The sequence below is a fragment of the Haloferax sp. Atlit-4N genome (assembly GCF_003383025.1).
In the GTDB taxonomy this organism is placed as follows: Archaea; Halobacteriota; Halobacteria; order Halobacteriales; family Haloferacaceae; genus Haloferax; species Haloferax gibbonsii.
Genome location: NZ_PSYY01000001.1, coordinates 1,527,608 through 1,544,218 on the forward strand (window position 1 = coordinate 1,527,608; position 16,611 = coordinate 1,544,218).

Below are 16,611 nucleotides of genomic sequence, written 5' to 3' on the forward strand. Positions count from 1 at the left end.
TCCTTATGCGCCGCGCGCCCCACGATACTGGCATGCCGATGAAAGGTCGCGGCACTTCCGACCTCCGCGAAATCGACCGATGGGACCACGGCGTCGGATGGCTCGCGTACCCCGACGAGACGATGCAGCGGGCCAGTCACGCCGTCGAAGTCGACGGCGACGTGTGGCTGTTCGACCCCGTCGATGCCCCCGGCGTCGACGACCTGTTCGCCGAGTTCGGTGACGTGGCCGGCGTCGTGGTCGGACTCGACCGACACAAACGCGACTCGGCGGCCATCGCCAACCGCCACGAAGTGCCGGTCTACGTCGCCTCGTGGATGACCGGCGTCGCCGACGAACTCGACGCGACCGTCGAACGCTTCGGGGCCGACCTCGCCGACTCCGGCTTCGAGGCGTTCCGTCTCGTCGACCGCTCCGTCCCGCCGTGGCAGGAGGTCGGCTTCTATCACGACGGGTACGACCTGCTCGTCGTCCCCGAGACGCTCGGCACGGTCGGCTACTTCTGCGCCCGCGGCGAGCACCTCGGCGTCCATCCGATGCTCCGGCCGTTCCCGCCGCGGCGCGTGCTCTCCCGGTACGACCCCGAGCGGCTGCTCGTCGGCCACGGCGCGGGCGTGCCCGTGAACGCGGGCGACAAACTCCGGACCGCACTCGGCAACGCCCGACGAAACCTCCCGAGCGCCTACTTCCAGGCGTTCACCTCGATGCTCTCGAACTGATGTCAGACGACACAACCGCCGTCGGCAACGAGAGCACGCCCGGCACCGAGACTGAGCCTGACCGCACGACCGATGGAGCGGTCGACGAGTCGGAGCGACAGCGAGTCCACGTCACGCGAGGGCTCGTCGACGTGCTGCTCGATATGGCCGAGGAGGCCGAGCCGACGTCGGTGAACCTCGTTCTCGCGCCGACGGCCGCCGGCGAATTCGACGACGACGACCTCGGCCTCGACCCGGAGACGCCGGTGCTCACCCACTTCTACATGGCCGAGGCCGGCCAGTCCGTGAGCGCCGTCTTCGGGATGGACCTCGGGACGCCGGCCGGCCGCGGCCGCGCCCGCTTTCTCACCCACCCGCAGGGACCGTTCGAACTCACGGAGCGCGACGACCTCGCGGCCGTGGTGCTCCTCGCCGTTCCCCCGTGGGAGCGGCGGACGCTGGCCGCCTTCGACCGCGCCGGGCGGAAGTTGAAACTCGTCGTGCACGACGCCGAACCGCCGCAGGAAGAACTCGACTGAGCCGACCCCGTTCGGCCGGCCGGCGCTGCCACCTCGCGGGTGGCGGCCGCTCGCCTCGGCAGACTACCGCAGATAGCCGAGGTCGGTCAGCTGTTCCGCTATCTCCTGAAACTCCGACTCAGAGAGGTCGCCGCCGGAGCGCTCGTGTTGGATGACGATGCTGCGCAGGAGGAACCGGACGAGGTCGCTCGTGCTCGAGAACGTGGTTCCTTCGAGCGTGTCGTCGACGCGAGCGGCCAACTCCTTCGGGATGGAGACCGTCGTGTACTCCGTCATGGCTCGAACGTCGCGCCGGGCGGGGTTAACCCCAACGGTGGGTCGCGAACCAAACGTCCGTCGCGGTTTTTCGGCGCTCACTGGCAGTATCACCGAAGGTCGGGGGTTTTTCCATGCGGGACATCCTATACACGTTCGATGGCCGCGAGACCGCCCCAAAACGATACGTCAGAGCCGGACTCAATCGAATTCGGTATTGCCGCGCTCGCCGCCGACGTCGACGCCGCAGACATCGACTACCCGGCAGACGCGAGAGCGATTGCGCGGGCGCTCGACGACGTCGCCGTGCCGATAGACGCCGCGGGCAACACGGTCGCGATAAGCGACGCCCTCGCCGCCGCGCCGAAAGACCGGTTCGACTCCCGCCGCGACCTCTTGGAGACGCTCCACCCCGTGTTCGAGGAGTTCCGCGCCAAGGCGTCGAAGAGTCTGATGGGGCGGCTCCGTTCGCTCGTCCCGTTCTGAAGGCGGTCTCGGTCGATTCACCCGGTTCCGACGCCCCGGCGCGAGCCGACGCCGACGCTCACTCCAGTTCTTCGATTCGTTTCATCTGCTCGCGGTGTAACGAGAGGATGAGGTCCGAGAGCACGCCGAACATCAGTAGTTGCACGCCGAAGAGGATGCCCGCCGCGGAGACGACGGCGATGACCTCGTGGGAGATAGAGCGGATGAACCACTCGTAGGCGACGTAGCCGGCGAGGCCGACCCCCGTCGCGGTCGACGTGAGCCCGACGCTGCCGAAGTAGAAAAGCGGGTTGTTGGTCTTGGCGCGGCGGTACAGTTCGAGGAAGATGATACCGCCGTCGCGGACCGGGTTGAGGTTCGTGTCCGAGCCGTTCGGTCGCGGGTAGTAGGTCGTGGGGACGACCGTCGTCTCGATGCCGCGTTTCGCGCACTCGACGGCCATCTCCGTCTCGATGCCGAAGCCGTCGGAGGTGAGCGTCATATCGAGGAACGACTCGCGGGTGAACGCCCGGTAGCCGCTGAGGATGTCGCGGAAGTCCTGGCCGTGGATGAACGCGAACGCTCGATTGATGATGCGGTTTCCGACCTTGTTGAGCCGCGTCATCGCGCCGGGTCGCATGTCGGCGAAGCGGTCGCCGATGACGTGGTCGTACCCCTCGGTGAGCGGGTCGAGCATCTTCGCCGCGTCGCCCGCCTCGTAGGTGCCGTCGCCGTCGAGCATCAGGACGTACGTCGCCTCGATGTGCTCTTCGACCGCCTCCCTGACCGCCTGTCCCTTCCCGCTCCCGCGCTGTACGACGACGTGCGCGCCGGCCTCCTCGGCGAGTTCCCGCGTCCCGTCCGTGGAGTCGCCGTCGATGACGAGGACGTTGTGGAACCCCTCGTCTCGGTAGCTGGCGACGACCTCGGCGATAGTCTCCGCCTCGTTGTAGGTCGGGACGAGGACGCAAACGTCCGCGTAGTCCATCAGCGGGACATCCAGCGGACAGTATAAAAGGACTTCTGGATGTGTCCCCGCGAATCCGCGGGGCGAGAGCAACCTACAGCACTTTTATTCTTGGTGGGAAAACCACATTTCATGCGCGCACGCCTCCGTCGCCTCCTCGCCGCGACGTTCGGACTCCTCTCTCTGACGGGGGTCCCCTACCTCGTCTACCTCGCGTTGCTCCGGGTCGTCGACACTTCGGGGTCGCCCGCCCGGAAGTCCCCTGACGAGCCGACCGTGAGCATCGTCCTCCCGACCTACAACGAGGCGAGCATCATCGAGGCGAAGCTCGAAGACATCCTCGCGCTCGACTACCCGATGGAGAAGGTCGAGGTGGTCGTCGCCGACGCGAGCGACGACGACACGCCCGCTGTCGTCCGCGACTTCTTCGCCGGACGCGACGCCCCCGAACTGACGCTCCTCCACGACGACGAGCGTCGGGGGGTCGCACCCGCCCTCAACGAGGCGTTCGCGGCGGCGAGCAACGAACTGCTCTTCCGAACCGACGCCGACTCGAAGCTCGCCCCGGACGTGCTCCGGCAGGCGGCGGCGAACCTCTCGGACCCGACTATCGGCGCGGTGACGGGCCAACAGTCCGAAGTCCTCGGCGACAGCGAGGTCGAATCGGACTACCGCGGCATCCTCACGAAGATTCAGGGCCTCGAATCCCACCTCGACTCGACGTTCATCTTCCACGGCCCCTGCTTCGCGTTCCGCGCCGAGGACTTCGTCCCGATCTCCGACGACTCCCTCGCCGACGACACCGAACTCGCGCTCCGCATCCGCCGGGCCGGCAAGCGCGTCGTGATGGACCCCGCGATGGCGTTCACCGAGTCCGGCGTCTCCGAGTTCTCGAAGCGCCGACAGCGCAAGGACCGCCGGGCGATGGGCCTGCTCAAACTCCTCGTCCAGAACCGAGACATGCTCGGCCGCTACGGGTTCTACGGGACCGTCGTCCTCCCGTTCAACTGGTGGTTCATGGTCGTCTCGCCGTGGCTGCTCGCGGCGACCGTCGCGCTGGCGACCGCCGCCGGCGTCCTCCTCGCGGGGCCGCTCGGCCTCGCCGTGCCGGGTGCCGTCGCCGCCTTCGCGTGGGCGGGGCAGTCCGAACGCCTCGGTCCGCTCCAGCCGCTGTACGCCGTCTTCGACTCGCAGGTGTCGCTGCTCGTCGCCGCGGTCGAACTCCTCCGCGACGAGGGCGACGGCACGTGGGAACTCGACCGCGAGTCGAGGGAGTACTTCGAATGAACGTCCTCTACGTCACGACGCGGTATCCTCCGCACACCGGCGGCGTCGAGGCACACGTCGCCGAGCTCGCGACCCGGCTCGCAGCGGTGGGACACGACGTGACGGTCCTGACCGCCGACGCCGAGGGACTCACCCGCTCGGCGGAGTACCGAGACGGCGTCCGCGTGATTCGACACCCCGGCGTCGCCCCCGGCGGCGCGTTCCACGTCGCCCCGGAGATACTGGCGACCGTGCGCCGCCTCGCCCGCGGCGCCGACCTCGTCCACGCACACAACTACCACTCGCTTCCGCTCCTGTTCGCGGCGCTCGGCACCGGCGCGGAGACGCCGTTTGTCGCCACCCCGCACTACCACGGCGGGAGCGCCTCCGACCTGCGAGACAAACTGCTGTCCGTCTACCGAGTCCCGGGCGGGTGGGCGCTCCGCCGCGCCGACGCCCGCATCGCCGTCAGCGACTGGGAGCGCCGGCAGCTCGAAGCCGACTTCGGCGTCGAGGCGACGGTGATTCCGAACGGTCTCGACGTGTCGCGGTTCGCCGAGGCGTCGCCCGACCCCGAGTGGGCGGACCGCGACTACCTGCTTTCTGTCGGTCGGTTAGCGGAGTACAAAGGCGTTCAGCACGTGATTCGAGCCCTCCCCGGCCTCGACTACGACCTCGTGGTCGCCGGCTCCGGCGACTACGGGTCGGAGCTGAAGCGACTCGCCCGCGAGGTCGGCGTCGAAGACCGCGTTCACTTCCTCGGTTTCGTCGACGACGAGGACCTGCCGGGGCTGTACGCCGGCGCGGCGGCGTTCGTGACGATGTCGGAGTTCGAGGCCTACGGGATGACGGTCGCCGAGGCGCTCGCCGCGGGCACCCCGTGCGTCGTCCGCAACGCGGGAGCGCTCGTCGACTGGGCGGACCGCGACGACTGCGTCGGCGTCGACCCCGCGGCCCTCGTTTCGGGCATCGAGCGCGCGGTCGACCTCGACGCGCCGGCGGAACCGCTTCCGACGTGGGAGTCCGTGGTCGAGCGGACGACCGCGGTCTACGACACGGTCTGTCGCGGCGGGTGGAACGCGGCGCACTGAGAACCGAACTGGGTCGGGTCGGGTCGGACTGGGTTGATGCGGCGGCCCCCGACGCCGGCGTCGCTCGCTTACTCGCCCGAGAGCCCGGGGACCGTGTTTCTGACCGTCTCGCGGAAGTGGCTGCTCAGTCCGAGGAGCGCCGCGAAGTAGGCGACGGCACCGAACCCGACGACGAGCAGTAGCGAGACCCACCCGGTAATCGAGACGGCGTATTCGAGGACCGACCAGACGAGGGCAAACATGACCGCGCCGGCGACTGTCTGTTCGAGCATCGGACGCGTGAACACGACGCCGCCGAACTCGCGGTGGGCGACGTACTGGAAGACGGCGTGTCGAACGACCTCCGCGGCGACCGTGCTGGCGACGACGCCGACGAGCCCGTAGACGCTCCCGAGCGCGACCGCGGCCGGAAGGTGCAGGAGGACGATGAAGCTGTTCACCCGGAAGACGAGCTCCGGGCGGTCGGTGCCCTGTAAGACGGCCTCGAAGGGGTGGCGGTAGGCATTGCCGATCTGGAACAGGGTCATCCCGACGACCACGAGCACCGGCGTGTTGGCGAAATCGCTACCGAACAGCGTCGTCACCAACTCCTTCGGCATCGCGGCCGCGCCGAAGAAGACCGGAATCGCGATGAGCCCCGCGTAGGAGATGGAGTTTATCAGGTCGAACCGCACGTCGCCGCCGACGGAGTCGACGCCGCTCGACTTGACGTTCAGCACGTTTCCGATGGTCGTCGCGAACATCGCCCCGGGCTGGGCGAGCTGAATCGAGACCGAGTAGTACGCGACCGAGGCCGGGCCGACGAACGCCTGGATGATGAGCACGTCGGCGCTGGAGTAGAAATTCGACAGCATCGAGGTCGGGACGCTCCACCGGGCGAAGTCGTAGATTCGCTCTGCGACCCGTTTCGTCGGGCGCGCGGGGAGAACGCGCGAGAGGACTGCGGCGAGGACAGCCGTTCCGACCGTCGCGATGGCCAGGCCGAGAACGAGCCCGAACGCCTCGAAGCCGAGCCAGTAAAAGAGCAGCTGGAGCGCGATGGTCAGGAGGCTCCGGATGCCGTCGACCCACGAGGAGACCGCCGGGTGACCCGTGCCGGCGTAGAGCTTGTTCGCGATGTTGAACAGTCCGAGCGACACCACCACGAGCACCACGCCGACGGCCAGTTCGCGGGTTCCGAAGTAGTCGACGGCGTAGGGCTCGAGGAGTACGTACGCACCGGCGACGACGAGCGAGAACGCGAGGTGCGCGAGGAGCGCCGTCCCGAAAAAGGAGCCGGGCTCGACGCCGACCTCGCTCACCCGCTTTTTGACCGCCGCGCCGATACCGCTCGGAACCTGCGTGAGGACGAATGCGGCGGCGAGGACGGTCCGGTACTTTCCCCAGCCGACGTCGCCGAGGAGGTTCGCGAAGATGACGACGCCGGCGAAGCCGGTACCGGCGGTGAGGACCTTCGAGAACAGGGAGAGGAACGCCTCGCGGCCGATGGAGAGGCTGTCTGTCTTTTTCATGGGAGGCTGAACGACCGGCGTGCGAGGGAGTGGTCTGTCACGGCTGGGTCAGAGATAGCCGAGTTCGCGGAGTCGGTCCGCCGTCGCGCCGTCGACGCCGAGTTCGTCTTCGGCGGACCGAGCGCGCTCCGCGTAGTCGGCGACGGGCATCTCGAAGAACGAGTCGTCGAGCGACTCGGCGTCGAACGGTTCGTCGGTCTCGGCCTGCCAGCACGGGCGGTCGGCGTCGAGACGGTAGGTCTCTCGACTCCCGTCGTCCGCCCAGACGAACTTGCGGTCGCCGTCGTAGACGGCGCGGAGCATCCGGTTCGTGTCCCGCGCCTGTTCGGCGAGCTTGTGCTGTTTGCCGCTGTGACCGATTCGCTCGACGGGAATCCGCGCGTCGGTCACGTCGGGGCGCTCCCCACGGGCGAGGCCGACGAGGAGGTCGCCGAGCCGAAGGTGCGAAACGTAGCCGTCGACGACGTCGGTGCCCTCACCGGGCGCGTTCACGACCACGAGTGGGACGTGCGTCAGCGCTTCGTTGAGGCTGCTTTCGGTGTGACCCCACAGGCCGCCGTCGGCCTCGAACGCGAGGTTGTCGCCGTGGTCGGAGGTGACGACGAACGTCGTCTCCTCGTCTGTCGCCGCCCGCACCTCGTCGATGAACGAACACACTTTGCGGTCGAGGTAGTCGATGGCCGCGCCGTAGAGGTCGCGGTAGCGCGTCATCTCGGTCTCGTCGCCCTCGGCGACGATTCGCGACCAGTCGAGGCGCTCGGAGCTCCACGAGTTCGGCGCGTCGTGGAGACTCCCGTCGTAGCCGAGGATGTGCCGCAGGGGACCGTGGGCGTCCATGAAGTTCGTAAAGAGGAAAAACGGCTCGTCGGACGCGCCGACGAGGCGGTTTGCCTGCCCGATGAGCGTCTTCGCGCCGTCGTCCATCGGCTTCGGCACCGGCGCGGTCGCCAGCATGTTGTCAACTTGGACGGCCGCGCCGTTGAGGAGGCTCTGAACCGGCTGTTCGTGTTCGAGCGCGCGCCTGAGGAACTCGAGTTGTTTCCCGAGGCCGGTCTTCTCGCAGGACTGGCCGAACCGGGCCACGTCGATGCCCTCGGGGAAACGTCGGTCGGGAGAGATGTTGGAGAACTCGTCGAAGAAGCCGTCGAACCCGAACGACGACCCGGCCCAGACGTTGGCGCTCACGCCGAGCGCGCGGTGGTCCGGAAGCTCGGCGAGAAACGTGTCGTCGCGACCGATACCCGAGAAGTCGCGGTGGTAGGCGTGGACGCCGTGTTCGTGGGGGAGCGTCCCCGTGAACATGCTCGCGTGGCTCGGGGCGCTCCAGGTGCTGGCGGTTCGGCACTGGTCGTAGATGATGTCCGCCCGCTCCTGGAGCCGCGAGGAGAAGGAATCGAAGAAGTCCTTTCGGACAGTATCGAGACAGATAAGGACGACATTTCTCATACGTCGGTACAGGTGGCTGATGCGGCGGCCATAGAAAGGTTCTTCGGGACCGAAATCACCGCCGAAACCGCCCGAAATCGGGAGGAAACGGTCGCCGACCGGCGCGTCAGCTGTTCAGATGTAGCCGAGGTCGCTCAGGCGCGACTTCGTCGTCTGGTCCACGTCGTGGTCGGTGCTCGCGGTGACGGCCTCGCGCTTGTACTCGTCGAGCGGAGCGTCGAAGAACGCCTCGTCGAGGTCGCCGATATCGACGTCCTCCGCCGCGAGTTCCTGCCAGTTCGGTCGGTCCGGGTCGAGTCGGTGGCGAAGCCGAGTCCCGTTGGAATCCCACTCGTACTTGTCGGCCCCGTCGTAGACGACGCGGATCATGCGGTCCCACTCGCGGCGCTCCGCCTCGGACGCGTCGGCGGCCATGTTGGAGCCGATTCGCTCGGCGGCGATACGCGCTTCGAACACGTCGGGCGTCTCCCCGCGCGCGAGTCCGACGAGCAAGCGACCGAGGTCGACGTGCGAGAAGTAGCCGGTCTCGCTGTCGTCGTATCCCTCGGGCGCGTTGACGACGAGAAGCGGGACGTGGAGCAGCCCCTCCGTGAGGACGCCCTTGTGGGCGAGGAGGCCGCCGTCGGCCTCGAACGCGAGGTTCTCGCCGTGGTCGGCGGTGATGACGAACGTCGTCTCTCGGTCCGTCTCGTCCTGCACGCGGTCGATGAACGAACACACCTTGCGGTCGAGGTAGTCGATGGCCGCGCCGTAGAGCCCGCGGGTGTGTTCGATGTGCTCCCAGTTCTCTTCGAGTTCGCCGGAGACGTTGACCTCGTGGGTGCTGTACTCGCCCGTCGTCCACGAGTACGGCGCGTCGTGGAGGTCTGAGTCGTAGCCGCGGACGTGGGTGAGCGGACCGTGGGCGTCCATGAAGTTCGTGAACATGAAAAACGGGTCCGCGTCGCCGTGTTCGCGGACGAGCTTCACCGCCTCGCGCGAGACGATGTTCGCCCCGTCGTCGAGCGGCTTCGGCACGGGGAGCTCGGCGAACTGTCGGTCGAACTCGACGAGCGCGCCGTTGGCGAGGCTCTGGACCGGATGGTCGCTGGCGAGCGAGGCTTTCAGGAAGGCGAGGTAGCGGGCGAGCCCCGTCTCCTCACACTCCTGTCCGAACTTTTCGGCGTCGATGCCGTCGGGGAACCGCCGGTCGGGCGAGACGCTGGTGAAGTCGTCGAAAAGCAGGTCGAAGCCGAACGCGTCGCTGGCGTAGACGTTCGCGCTCGACCCGAACGCCCGGTGGTCCGGGAGGTCAGCGAGAAACGTGTCTTCCCGACGGAGCCCTGAGAAATCCCGGTTGTACACGTGAATCCCGTGTTGGTGCGGTAGTTTCCCGGTCATCATGCTCGCGTGGCTCGGAACGCTCCAGCCACTCGCAGCCCGACACTGGTCGAAAGAGGCGTCGGCCCGCTCGCGCAACCGCTCGGCGAACCGGTCGAAGTAGTCCTTCCGGACGGTGTCGAGACAGATGAGGACGACGTTTCTCATTTCGGGTTGTCGGCGATTCTTCGCCGGAGGTTATAGCACCTTCGAGTGTGCCGACCGCTGAGCAACAGATATTTGAACGCACCTGCCACACCACCGAAGCAATGAGCACCGTGTTGATCACCGTCGACGCGCTCCGGGCCGGCCACGTCGGCCAGTACGGCTACCAGCGGGACACGCTTCCGGTCCTCGACCGCCTGCTCGACGACGACTCGACGCTGTTCACCGCCGCCTTCGCCAACGGTACCAACACGGGAATCTCGGTGCCGTCGCTTCTCACCTCCCGGTACCGCGGGGACGAACACGCCCGCGACGGGCCAAACATCGCCTCTCCGCTCCCCGACGAGGTATCGACCGCCGGCATCCATTCGAACACCTATTTCGCGAGCCGCGTCCCCCGCCCGGCCGACTTCGACCACTTCGACGACTTCGGCATCATGGACTCCGAGGACTCGGGGTCGCCGTCGGCGGCCCACAGGCTGTTTCGGCGGACGATGGACGTCGTCCGTCCGACGGTCGAGTCGCTCGGGATACGTCCCCTCGCCGAACGGATTCAGGAGGCCGTCTTCCCGGCGTCGCTCATCATGGAGCAGACGGTGTACGAGAACGCCGAGAAGACGACCGACCGGGCCCTGGAGTGGCTCGACGGCGTCGACGGTGATTTCTTCCTGTGGGTCCACTACATGGACCCACACCGCCCCTACGGCATCGACCTCGAGGACCCGGCGTACGCCGAGCCCGCCGACGAGTCGGAGATTCGCCGTCTCATGTCCAAGGCGGGAATCCACCCCGAAGACGTGACCGAAGCGGAGCGTCGGCGAATCGTCGACCTCTACGACTCGGATATCCGGTACACGTCCGACCACATCGACCGCTTCCTCGACGGGTTGCAGTCGCTCGGCCGCTACGACGAGACGGATATCATCCTCACCGCCGACCACGGCGAGGAGTTCGCCGACCACGGGAACTACTACCACCGGAACCGCCCCTACGACGAACTGACGCACGTCCCGCTCGTGGTGAAGTCCGACCGCGGCGACGGCGGGGTCGTCGACGACCAGCGCGAACTCCTCGACCTCGCGCCCACGGTAGCGCGAAACCACGGCGTCGAACCGCCGAGCGCGTTCCGCGGAACCGACCTCTTCGAGGGCGGTCCCCGGCGGGTCGTCTCGACCGGATCGTTCAGCGACGCCGGCCCCGTCGTCGGCGTCCGCGAGGACGGCTGGAAGTACATCGCGGTCGACGGCGAGGAAGACGAACTGTACGACCTCCGTGCCGACCCGAAAGAGCGCGAGAACGTCGCGGCCGACCACCCCGACCGCTGTGCCTCGTTCCGGTCGGAGATTCCGCCGCACCTGCTGCGCGAGACGACCGAGGGCGTCCCGGAGGCCGACGACGTGAGCGAGGACGTACAGAAGCGACTCGAAGAGCTCGGATATATGGATTGACCGCGAGGAGACGTCGTCAGCGGCGATAGCGTGGTGTCGTCCCGCTACGACGGGACGCTACAGGTAGCCGAGCGAAGAGAGCTTGCTGTCGAGACCGACATCGTCGGGGTCGGTGGATGCGGCGGGCGGCTCGTGAGTTCCCTCGTCAGTCGCCTCGGTGACGACCCACGGAACGCGAATGAGTTCCGGGACTGGAGTCGATCTGTGGTGGCCGTACAGTCCCCACTCGCCGAAACACTCGCCGTGGTCCGACGTGAGTATCACCCGCTCCGCATCGAGGTTCGAGAGGAGGAGTTCGAGGTCGTCGAGCGCCCAGCGTAGGTTGTCTAGGTAGCCCTCCCACGCCTCCTCGCGAGTTATCTTTCCGTCGAGAATCGCGCCGAATATCCCGGACCGGTCGTTCGCGTCGTCCTCGATGGCGAGCGCCCCGCAGTCGTGCTTCTCGAAGTGCGGGTACGGCGTGTGCGGCTGTTGGTACTGGATAATCGTTCGCTCTGGATCGAGTTCGCGGTGAGCCGCTATCGAGCGGTTCGTCACCGTCCGCGGCCGGACGCTCCCGATGTCGGCCTCCCAGGCGTCCCGCCACACCTCGTCCAACAGCAACCAGTCGTTGGGGTCGAGCATGGCGTCAGAGTTCGGGTTGAACGTGACGAACGCCGTCTGGTCCATCTCCTCGCGATACTCCTCGGTGAAGTTGTACCGCATGAACTCGCGGGAGTTCGACCCGAGCGAGGTGGCGGTCGGGACGCGACCGTTGGGGAGGAAGTCGTACTCCGATGCGACCGCTTCGAGGGCGTCGGGACGGCACGTGTCCAAAATAATCAGCGCGTCCCAGTCCCGCTCGTATATCGGTCTCCCAAGTCGTGGAGCGTGCGAATACGCCCGCCGAACCGCGCCCCCCAGTAGCTCCGCGGCGCTGACTTTCGCCGCGGTCCCGAGGTTCAGATTCTGATAGTACCACCGTGCGTTAGATGCCCAATCGCCAAGCCCCATAGGAGACACTTCCTTCAGGGGGTTTTGAACGTTTCTCCACAGAAATACAGTTTGATAATCAGGCACCGAGTATCCCACCGGTCGGCGCGAGACGTTCCAGCGTCGGTCACGTGTCGGCGTACTCGCAGAACGCCTTCCTGCCCGCCTCGCTGAACTCGTCGCAGTCGACCTCGAAGCCGTAGTGGGCTTCCATCTCGGGGAGCGTCATCCGCGTCGCTGCGATGCGCGCTTCGAGCGCGCCCTTCCGCCGGAACTCCGCCGGGGCCTCGTGTCGTTCGAGCGGGAGCGATTTCAGGTAGGCGTACGGGAACGTCGCGAGGTCGTAGAGGCGCTTTAGGACCTCGCGGGGGAGGCTCCGCGGTCGCTCGAAGATGTAGTGGTGTTCGTGGTGGAGCGTCCACCGAATCGCGCTCCAGAAGGAGACGCCCGACTGGAAGTCGGTTATCTTCCCGTGGATGTCGCGGCTGATTTCGCCGCGCAGGTCGAAGTCGTAGCCCAGCGAGTCCGAGACGTGACCGTGGTCCAGCCAGATGAGCGCGTCGCGGGCGTACAGCCGTCGCCAGTGGTCGCGGTCCTCTGCGCCGCCCACGTCGTAGTACGGCACGTCGAGCAGGAGTCCGCGGGGGGCGATGTTCATCCCGCGCCCGCTGAGGAAGAAGGGACGGTCGACCTGCGCCTCCAGCGCGTGGAATATCTCGACAAAGTCCTCGATGACCCCCTCGTGGTAGTAGTCGTCCGTGTCGAGCGATTCGAGGACGTACTCGCCGCGGGACTCCTCGAAGGAGATGTTTCGGTCCCCGCCGAGCCAGTCGCACTCGTCCGACCGGTCAAGAACCGCCCGCAAGTTGTCGAATTCGGCCTCCAGCTCGCGGAGGATATCGCGGCTACCGTCGGTCGAACCGCCGTCGACGACGACGACCTCGTACAGTTCCTCGTCGACCTGCTCAACCATGCTCCGAAGCGACTCCTCGATGGTCTCGGCCATGTTGTAGTTACAGACCGCGATGGAGTAGCGAGGGGAACTGGACATACTCAGAGTGCCCCACACGAGGTTAAAAATCAACTGTCCGGTCGTCATCGCAGTCGCGTGCTCATCGCCCTTTCCTATCAATGTTGATAACTGGAGGGCAAGGGTAATATAGTACCACGCGGAGACTCCGTACAATGCGGAGCGTAAAGACGACTGTCGAATCCGTGGTTTCGCGGCTTGGTTACCCCGAGATCGCCACGACGCTCATCGACAAGTCGCCCGCGGAGACGAACTTCTCACGGGGGCGGAACGTCGGCATCGAATCCGGCTGTTCGATGCGAGGAGATATTTCACTCGGTGACGACGTGCACGTCGGTCCCGACTGCGTACTCAACGGGACGGTAGGTCTCGGACGGGGGACGAATCTCAACGGTCGGAACACACTCAGAGGGACCGTCGATATCGGACGGTACTGTGCCGTTGCCCCCGGCGCGGAGTTCCGGTCGCAGAACCACACGACCGCGAATCCGACGCTGCAATTGAAACTGTACCGACAGGTCACCGGCGACGAGTTGGCGTGGACCTCGAAAGGAGACATCGACGTCGGAAGTGACGTGTGGATCGGTTCGAACGCGACCGTCCTCTCGGGAGTCTCTATCGGCCACGGCGCAATCGTCGGCGCGGGGGCCGTCGTGACGAGCGACGTAGAGCCCTACGCGGTTGTCGCGGGCGTCCCCGCCGAACGAAAGAAGTGGCGGTTCGACGAACACATCCGAGAGGAACTGCTCGACACGGCGTGGTGGAACTGGTCGGAGGAGAAGGTAGCAGAGAACAGACAGTTCTTCGAGACGGACCTCACGAGCATCGAGAGCGTCTCCGACGTGCTCGGGTGAGACTGCCGAACGAATTCGAATCGGAACCCCGGCTGACTACTTGTAGCCGAGATTCTCCAGTCGCTCCGTGACCTCCGCGGAGGTGGCGCGGCTGCTGGACTCGACGCCGTCGTCGGTGATAGTCGGCCGCTCGCCGTCGAGGACCGCCCACGGGACCGTCACGAGGCCGGGGTGGCGGTGGTACGGCAGGTGTTGGTGGTAGGTGAACGGCAGCGGCCACGACTTCGCTTCGACCACGTTGCCGTGGTCGGACGTGAGGACAATGCGCTCGTCGAACGCGTCGATGAGCCGTTGGACCTCGTCCATCGCGTAGGTCAGGTTCTCGCCGTACGCCTGCCACATCTCTTCTTCGTCGACGATGCCCTTGGCCGCGGCCTCGAAGACGTTTCCGGCGCGGTCGTCGCCGTCCATGTCCAGGTCCTCGAACAACTGGTAGGTACAGAAGTGGAGGTCCGGGCGGCCGACGAACGGGACGTGCGGTTGCATCAGGTGAACGATGAGCCGCTTGTCCGGGTACTCTTCGCGCGCTCGAATCGCGGCGTCGATGATGGGTCCGGGGAGAATCGCCTCCACGTCGTCGTCGTAGGCGTCCTGCCACACTTCGAAGAGCTTGTGCCACTTGTCCGGCACCTTCTTCGAGACCTGCGGGTTGCCCGAGACGTAGACGATGTCGCCGTACTCGTCGGGGAACGAGACCGGGAGCCACTCGGGAGTCGCACTCGCTCGACTGGTCTCCGCGCGGTAGTCGTCGAACTGGTCGAGGTCGACGAACTCCTCGAAGAGGTCGGCCCGGCACGCGTCAAGGACGACGAGCGTGTCCCAATCCGCGTCGACCACGTCGATTCCGCGCCTGCCCGGATACAGTTTCGTCTGAATCGCCCCGTTTCCCCGCCGCATCAGCGTCCCCCGCCACCAGTTCAAACTCCGGCCGTTCTCGGCGATCTGCGAGAGGCCGTATTTGATCCGGTCGAATGCGTTCGACATAGAGGACCGGACCCAACCGACCAAAGAAAAACTTTCTATGGCTTCGGAACGGGGCGGGCCACGACGACGACCCGCCGTCACACCGGCCCCGCAACCGTAGACGCCCCGCTACAGGTACCCTAAGTCCTTCAGGCGCTCTTTCGTTGCACCCTCGGCGGCATCGATGCCCTCGCTCTCCTCGCGGACGCCGAGGTCGTCGAACGCGCCGAACGTCTCCGAGACGACGCCGTCGTCGGTATCGGCGGCCTTCCACGCGGTCTTCGCGTCGAAGATGCGAACCGTGCTGGCGGCGTCCTCCCAGGCCTGATACTGCACCACGCCCTCGTCGGTCGTCTCGTAAACGGTCCGTGAGACGCCTCCGTAGGGCATGACGGACCCACAGAACTCCTCGGCGAGCGCCTGTGAGGGTTCGTCGAGGCCGTGGGTCGAGGCGACGACCGCCCCGTCGTCGGGGACGAACGCGTCGCGGTCCCACTCACCGTCGAGTACGGCGTCGACCACGCGCGGGAACTCGGTGAGCGAGGCCGCCGCGGAGACCGTCTCGGAGTCCGCCTGCCCGGGGAACTTGACGACGAGCGGGACGTGGAGGACCGCCTCGTGTACGTCCTTGCCGTGGCCGGCGAGTCGCACATCGGGCTTGACCTGACTCTTCTCGCCGAAGCCCTCGCCGTGATCGCCGGTGACGACGATGAGCGTGTCCTCGTACTCGCCGCGCTCTTTGAGCGTCGAGACGAGGCGTTTGATTTGGGCGTCCATCTGTCGGATGGTTCCGTCGTACAGCCCCTCCATGGCGCGTTTCTCCCACCAGGGTCGGTGGCCACCGAGGTACTCCCACACCTGGTCGTCGACGTCCTGTTGGAGCTTCTGGAGGCGTTTCCCGCCCCAGTTGTCGTGTTCCGGGCGGGGTTCGTACGGCATGTGACCGTCCATGAGGTTGATGCAGGCGGCCCACGAGTCGTTCCGCGTCTCCTCCCAGTCCAGAAAGAGGTCGACGTACACGTCCGCGGGCGTAGTCGCCTTCAGCGAGTCGGGGAGGTACTGCGGGTAGTCCCACGCGAGCTTCGTGACGACCCCATTTGCGAGCGACTTCGCCGGGTGGTCGTGGGACAGACACCGCTTGAGGTAGCCGGCGTAGTTGCCCTGTCCCTCGGTGAGCACGAAGTTGCTCGGGTCGAGACCCTCGACGTACGGGATGTTCCGCGCGCCCTCGACGGTCTGGAAGGTCTCTTTCAGTCCCACGTCCATCTCGGTGACCCACGTGTTCTCGGAGAAGATGCCGGTCGAGTAGCCCTCGTCGGCGAGCCGCTCGAAAATGGTGTGTCCGGGTTCGAGCTTGTTTTTCGCGCCGGTGACGCCGTGTTCGGCGACGTGGTAGCCGGTGAAGATGCTGGTGTGGCTCGGCAGGCTCCACGAGCCGGGGCTGATACCGGTCTCGTAGACCGTGGCCTCGTCGGCGAGCGATTCCAAGAACGGGGTCGTCCGGTGTTCGTGGCCGTGCAGGCTAGTGTTGCTCGCACGGACGCTGTCCATGATGAGGAGTAGGATATTCATGATTCGGAGG

The 16,611-nt window shown here is 66.4% G+C and carries 16 protein-coding genes; 7 read left to right on the forward strand and 9 right to left on the reverse strand.

Annotation, left to right across the window (positions count from 1 at the left end; translation table 11 throughout):
* Positions 1-32 precede the first annotated feature (32 nt).
* Both C5C07_RS07985 and C5C07_RS07990 read left to right on the forward strand, forming a co-directional pair.
* A complete protein-coding gene (locus C5C07_RS07985; RefSeq protein ID WP_115804847.1) occupies positions 33-719 on the forward strand; it encodes a hypothetical protein in 687 nt (228 codons plus the stop codon).
* A complete protein-coding gene (locus tag C5C07_RS07990) occupies positions 719-1,237 on the forward strand; it encodes a hypothetical protein (protein WP_115804848.1) in 519 nt (172 codons plus the stop codon). Before C5C07_RS07985 ends, C5C07_RS07990 begins: the two co-directional genes overlap by 1 nt.
* A gap of 63 nt (positions 1,238-1,300) precedes the next feature.
* Here the strand turns inward: C5C07_RS07990 and C5C07_RS07995 are convergent, their stop codons facing one another.
* Positions 1,301-1,513: a ribbon-helix-helix domain-containing protein gene (locus C5C07_RS07995; RefSeq protein WP_004976972.1), complete on the reverse strand. Its 213-nt coding sequence runs from the start codon at positions 1,511-1,513 to the stop codon at positions 1,301-1,303.
* A 138-nt stretch (positions 1,514-1,651) separates the two neighbouring features.
* Here C5C07_RS07995 and C5C07_RS08000 point away from each other — a divergent pair, with 138 nt between their 5' ends.
* The gene (locus C5C07_RS08000; RefSeq protein ID WP_004976971.1) at positions 1,652-1,978 is read left to right on the forward strand and encodes a hypothetical protein; all 327 of its coding nucleotides are present in this window, start codon (positions 1,652-1,654) and stop codon (positions 1,976-1,978) included.
* Between the two features lie 58 nt (positions 1,979-2,036).
* Here C5C07_RS08000 and aglJ read toward each other — a convergent pair whose 3' ends face one another.
* A complete protein-coding gene (gene aglJ / locus C5C07_RS08005; RefSeq protein WP_050459074.1) occupies positions 2,037-2,945 on the reverse strand; it encodes an S-layer glycoprotein N-glycosyltransferase AglJ in 909 nt (302 codons plus the stop codon).
* 111 nt (positions 2,946-3,056) lie between these two features.
* Between aglJ and C5C07_RS08010 the strand changes: the two genes are divergently transcribed.
* Together C5C07_RS08010 and C5C07_RS08015 are read left to right on the forward strand one after the other, a co-directional pair.
* Positions 3,057-4,211, forward strand: coding sequence for a glycosyltransferase (locus C5C07_RS08010; RefSeq protein WP_004976965.1), 1,155 nt, complete (start codon positions 3,057-3,059; stop codon positions 4,209-4,211).
* Positions 4,208-5,281 carry a glycosyltransferase family 4 protein gene (locus C5C07_RS08015; RefSeq protein ID WP_115804849.1) on the forward strand — a complete coding sequence of 358 codons (1,074 nt, stop codon included), beginning with the start codon at positions 4,208-4,210 and terminating at the stop codon, positions 5,279-5,281. Before C5C07_RS08010 ends, C5C07_RS08015 begins: the two co-directional genes overlap by 4 nt.
* A 68-nt stretch (positions 5,282-5,349) precedes the next feature.
* Here the strand turns inward: C5C07_RS08015 and C5C07_RS08020 are convergent, their stop codons facing one another.
* From C5C07_RS08020 to C5C07_RS08030, 3 genes are all read right to left on the reverse strand, one after another.
* Entirely contained in the window at positions 5,350-6,792 is a 1,443-nt protein-coding gene (locus C5C07_RS08020; RefSeq protein ID WP_004976960.1) for a lipopolysaccharide biosynthesis protein, read from the reverse strand.
* Between the two features lie 48 nt (positions 6,793-6,840).
* Positions 6,841-8,238 (reverse strand): sulfatase-like hydrolase/transferase, encoded by a 1,398-nt coding sequence (locus tag C5C07_RS08025; RefSeq protein ID WP_004976958.1) that lies wholly within the window; start codon positions 8,236-8,238, stop codon positions 6,841-6,843.
* Between the two features lie 114 nt (positions 8,239-8,352).
* A complete protein-coding gene (locus C5C07_RS08030) occupies positions 8,353-9,765 on the reverse strand; it encodes a sulfatase-like hydrolase/transferase (protein ID WP_004976955.1) in 1,413 nt (470 codons plus the stop codon).
* A 101-nt stretch (positions 9,766-9,866) separates the two neighbouring features.
* On the opposite strand from C5C07_RS08030, the gene C5C07_RS08035 reads away from it, so the two are divergent.
* The gene (locus C5C07_RS08035; RefSeq protein WP_115804850.1) at positions 9,867-11,210 is read left to right on the forward strand and encodes a sulfatase-like hydrolase/transferase; all 1,344 of its coding nucleotides are present in this window, start codon (positions 9,867-9,869) and stop codon (positions 11,208-11,210) included.
* Positions 11,211-11,267: 57 nt separating this feature from the next.
* Here the strand turns inward: C5C07_RS08035 and C5C07_RS08040 are convergent, their stop codons facing one another.
* Both C5C07_RS08040 and C5C07_RS08045 read right to left on the reverse strand, forming a co-directional pair.
* Positions 11,268-12,203, reverse strand: a complete 936-nt coding sequence (locus C5C07_RS08040) for a hypothetical protein (protein ID WP_231608303.1) — start codon at positions 12,201-12,203, stop codon at positions 11,268-11,270.
* A gap of 106 nt (positions 12,204-12,309) precedes the next feature.
* Positions 12,310-13,233, reverse strand: a complete 924-nt coding sequence (locus C5C07_RS08045) for a glycosyltransferase family 2 protein (protein WP_081605239.1) — start codon at positions 13,231-13,233, stop codon at positions 12,310-12,312.
* Positions 13,234-13,367: 134 nt separating this feature from the next.
* Between C5C07_RS08045 and C5C07_RS08050 the strand changes: the two genes are divergently transcribed.
* Positions 13,368-14,066: a CatB-related O-acetyltransferase gene (locus tag C5C07_RS08050; protein WP_049905203.1), complete on the forward strand. Its 699-nt coding sequence runs from the start codon at positions 13,368-13,370 to the stop codon at positions 14,064-14,066.
* Positions 14,067-14,102: 36 nt separating this feature from the next.
* On the opposite strand, the gene C5C07_RS08055 is transcribed toward C5C07_RS08050, so the two are convergent.
* Positions 14,103-15,050 (reverse strand): hypothetical protein, encoded by a 948-nt coding sequence (locus C5C07_RS08055; protein WP_008093414.1) that lies wholly within the window; start codon positions 15,048-15,050, stop codon positions 14,103-14,105.
* Positions 15,051-15,158: 108 nt separating this feature from the next.
* Positions 15,159-16,601, reverse strand: a complete 1,443-nt coding sequence (locus tag C5C07_RS08060; RefSeq protein WP_115804851.1) for a sulfatase — start codon at positions 16,599-16,601, stop codon at positions 15,159-15,161.
* Positions 16,602-16,611: the final 10 nt, after the last annotated feature.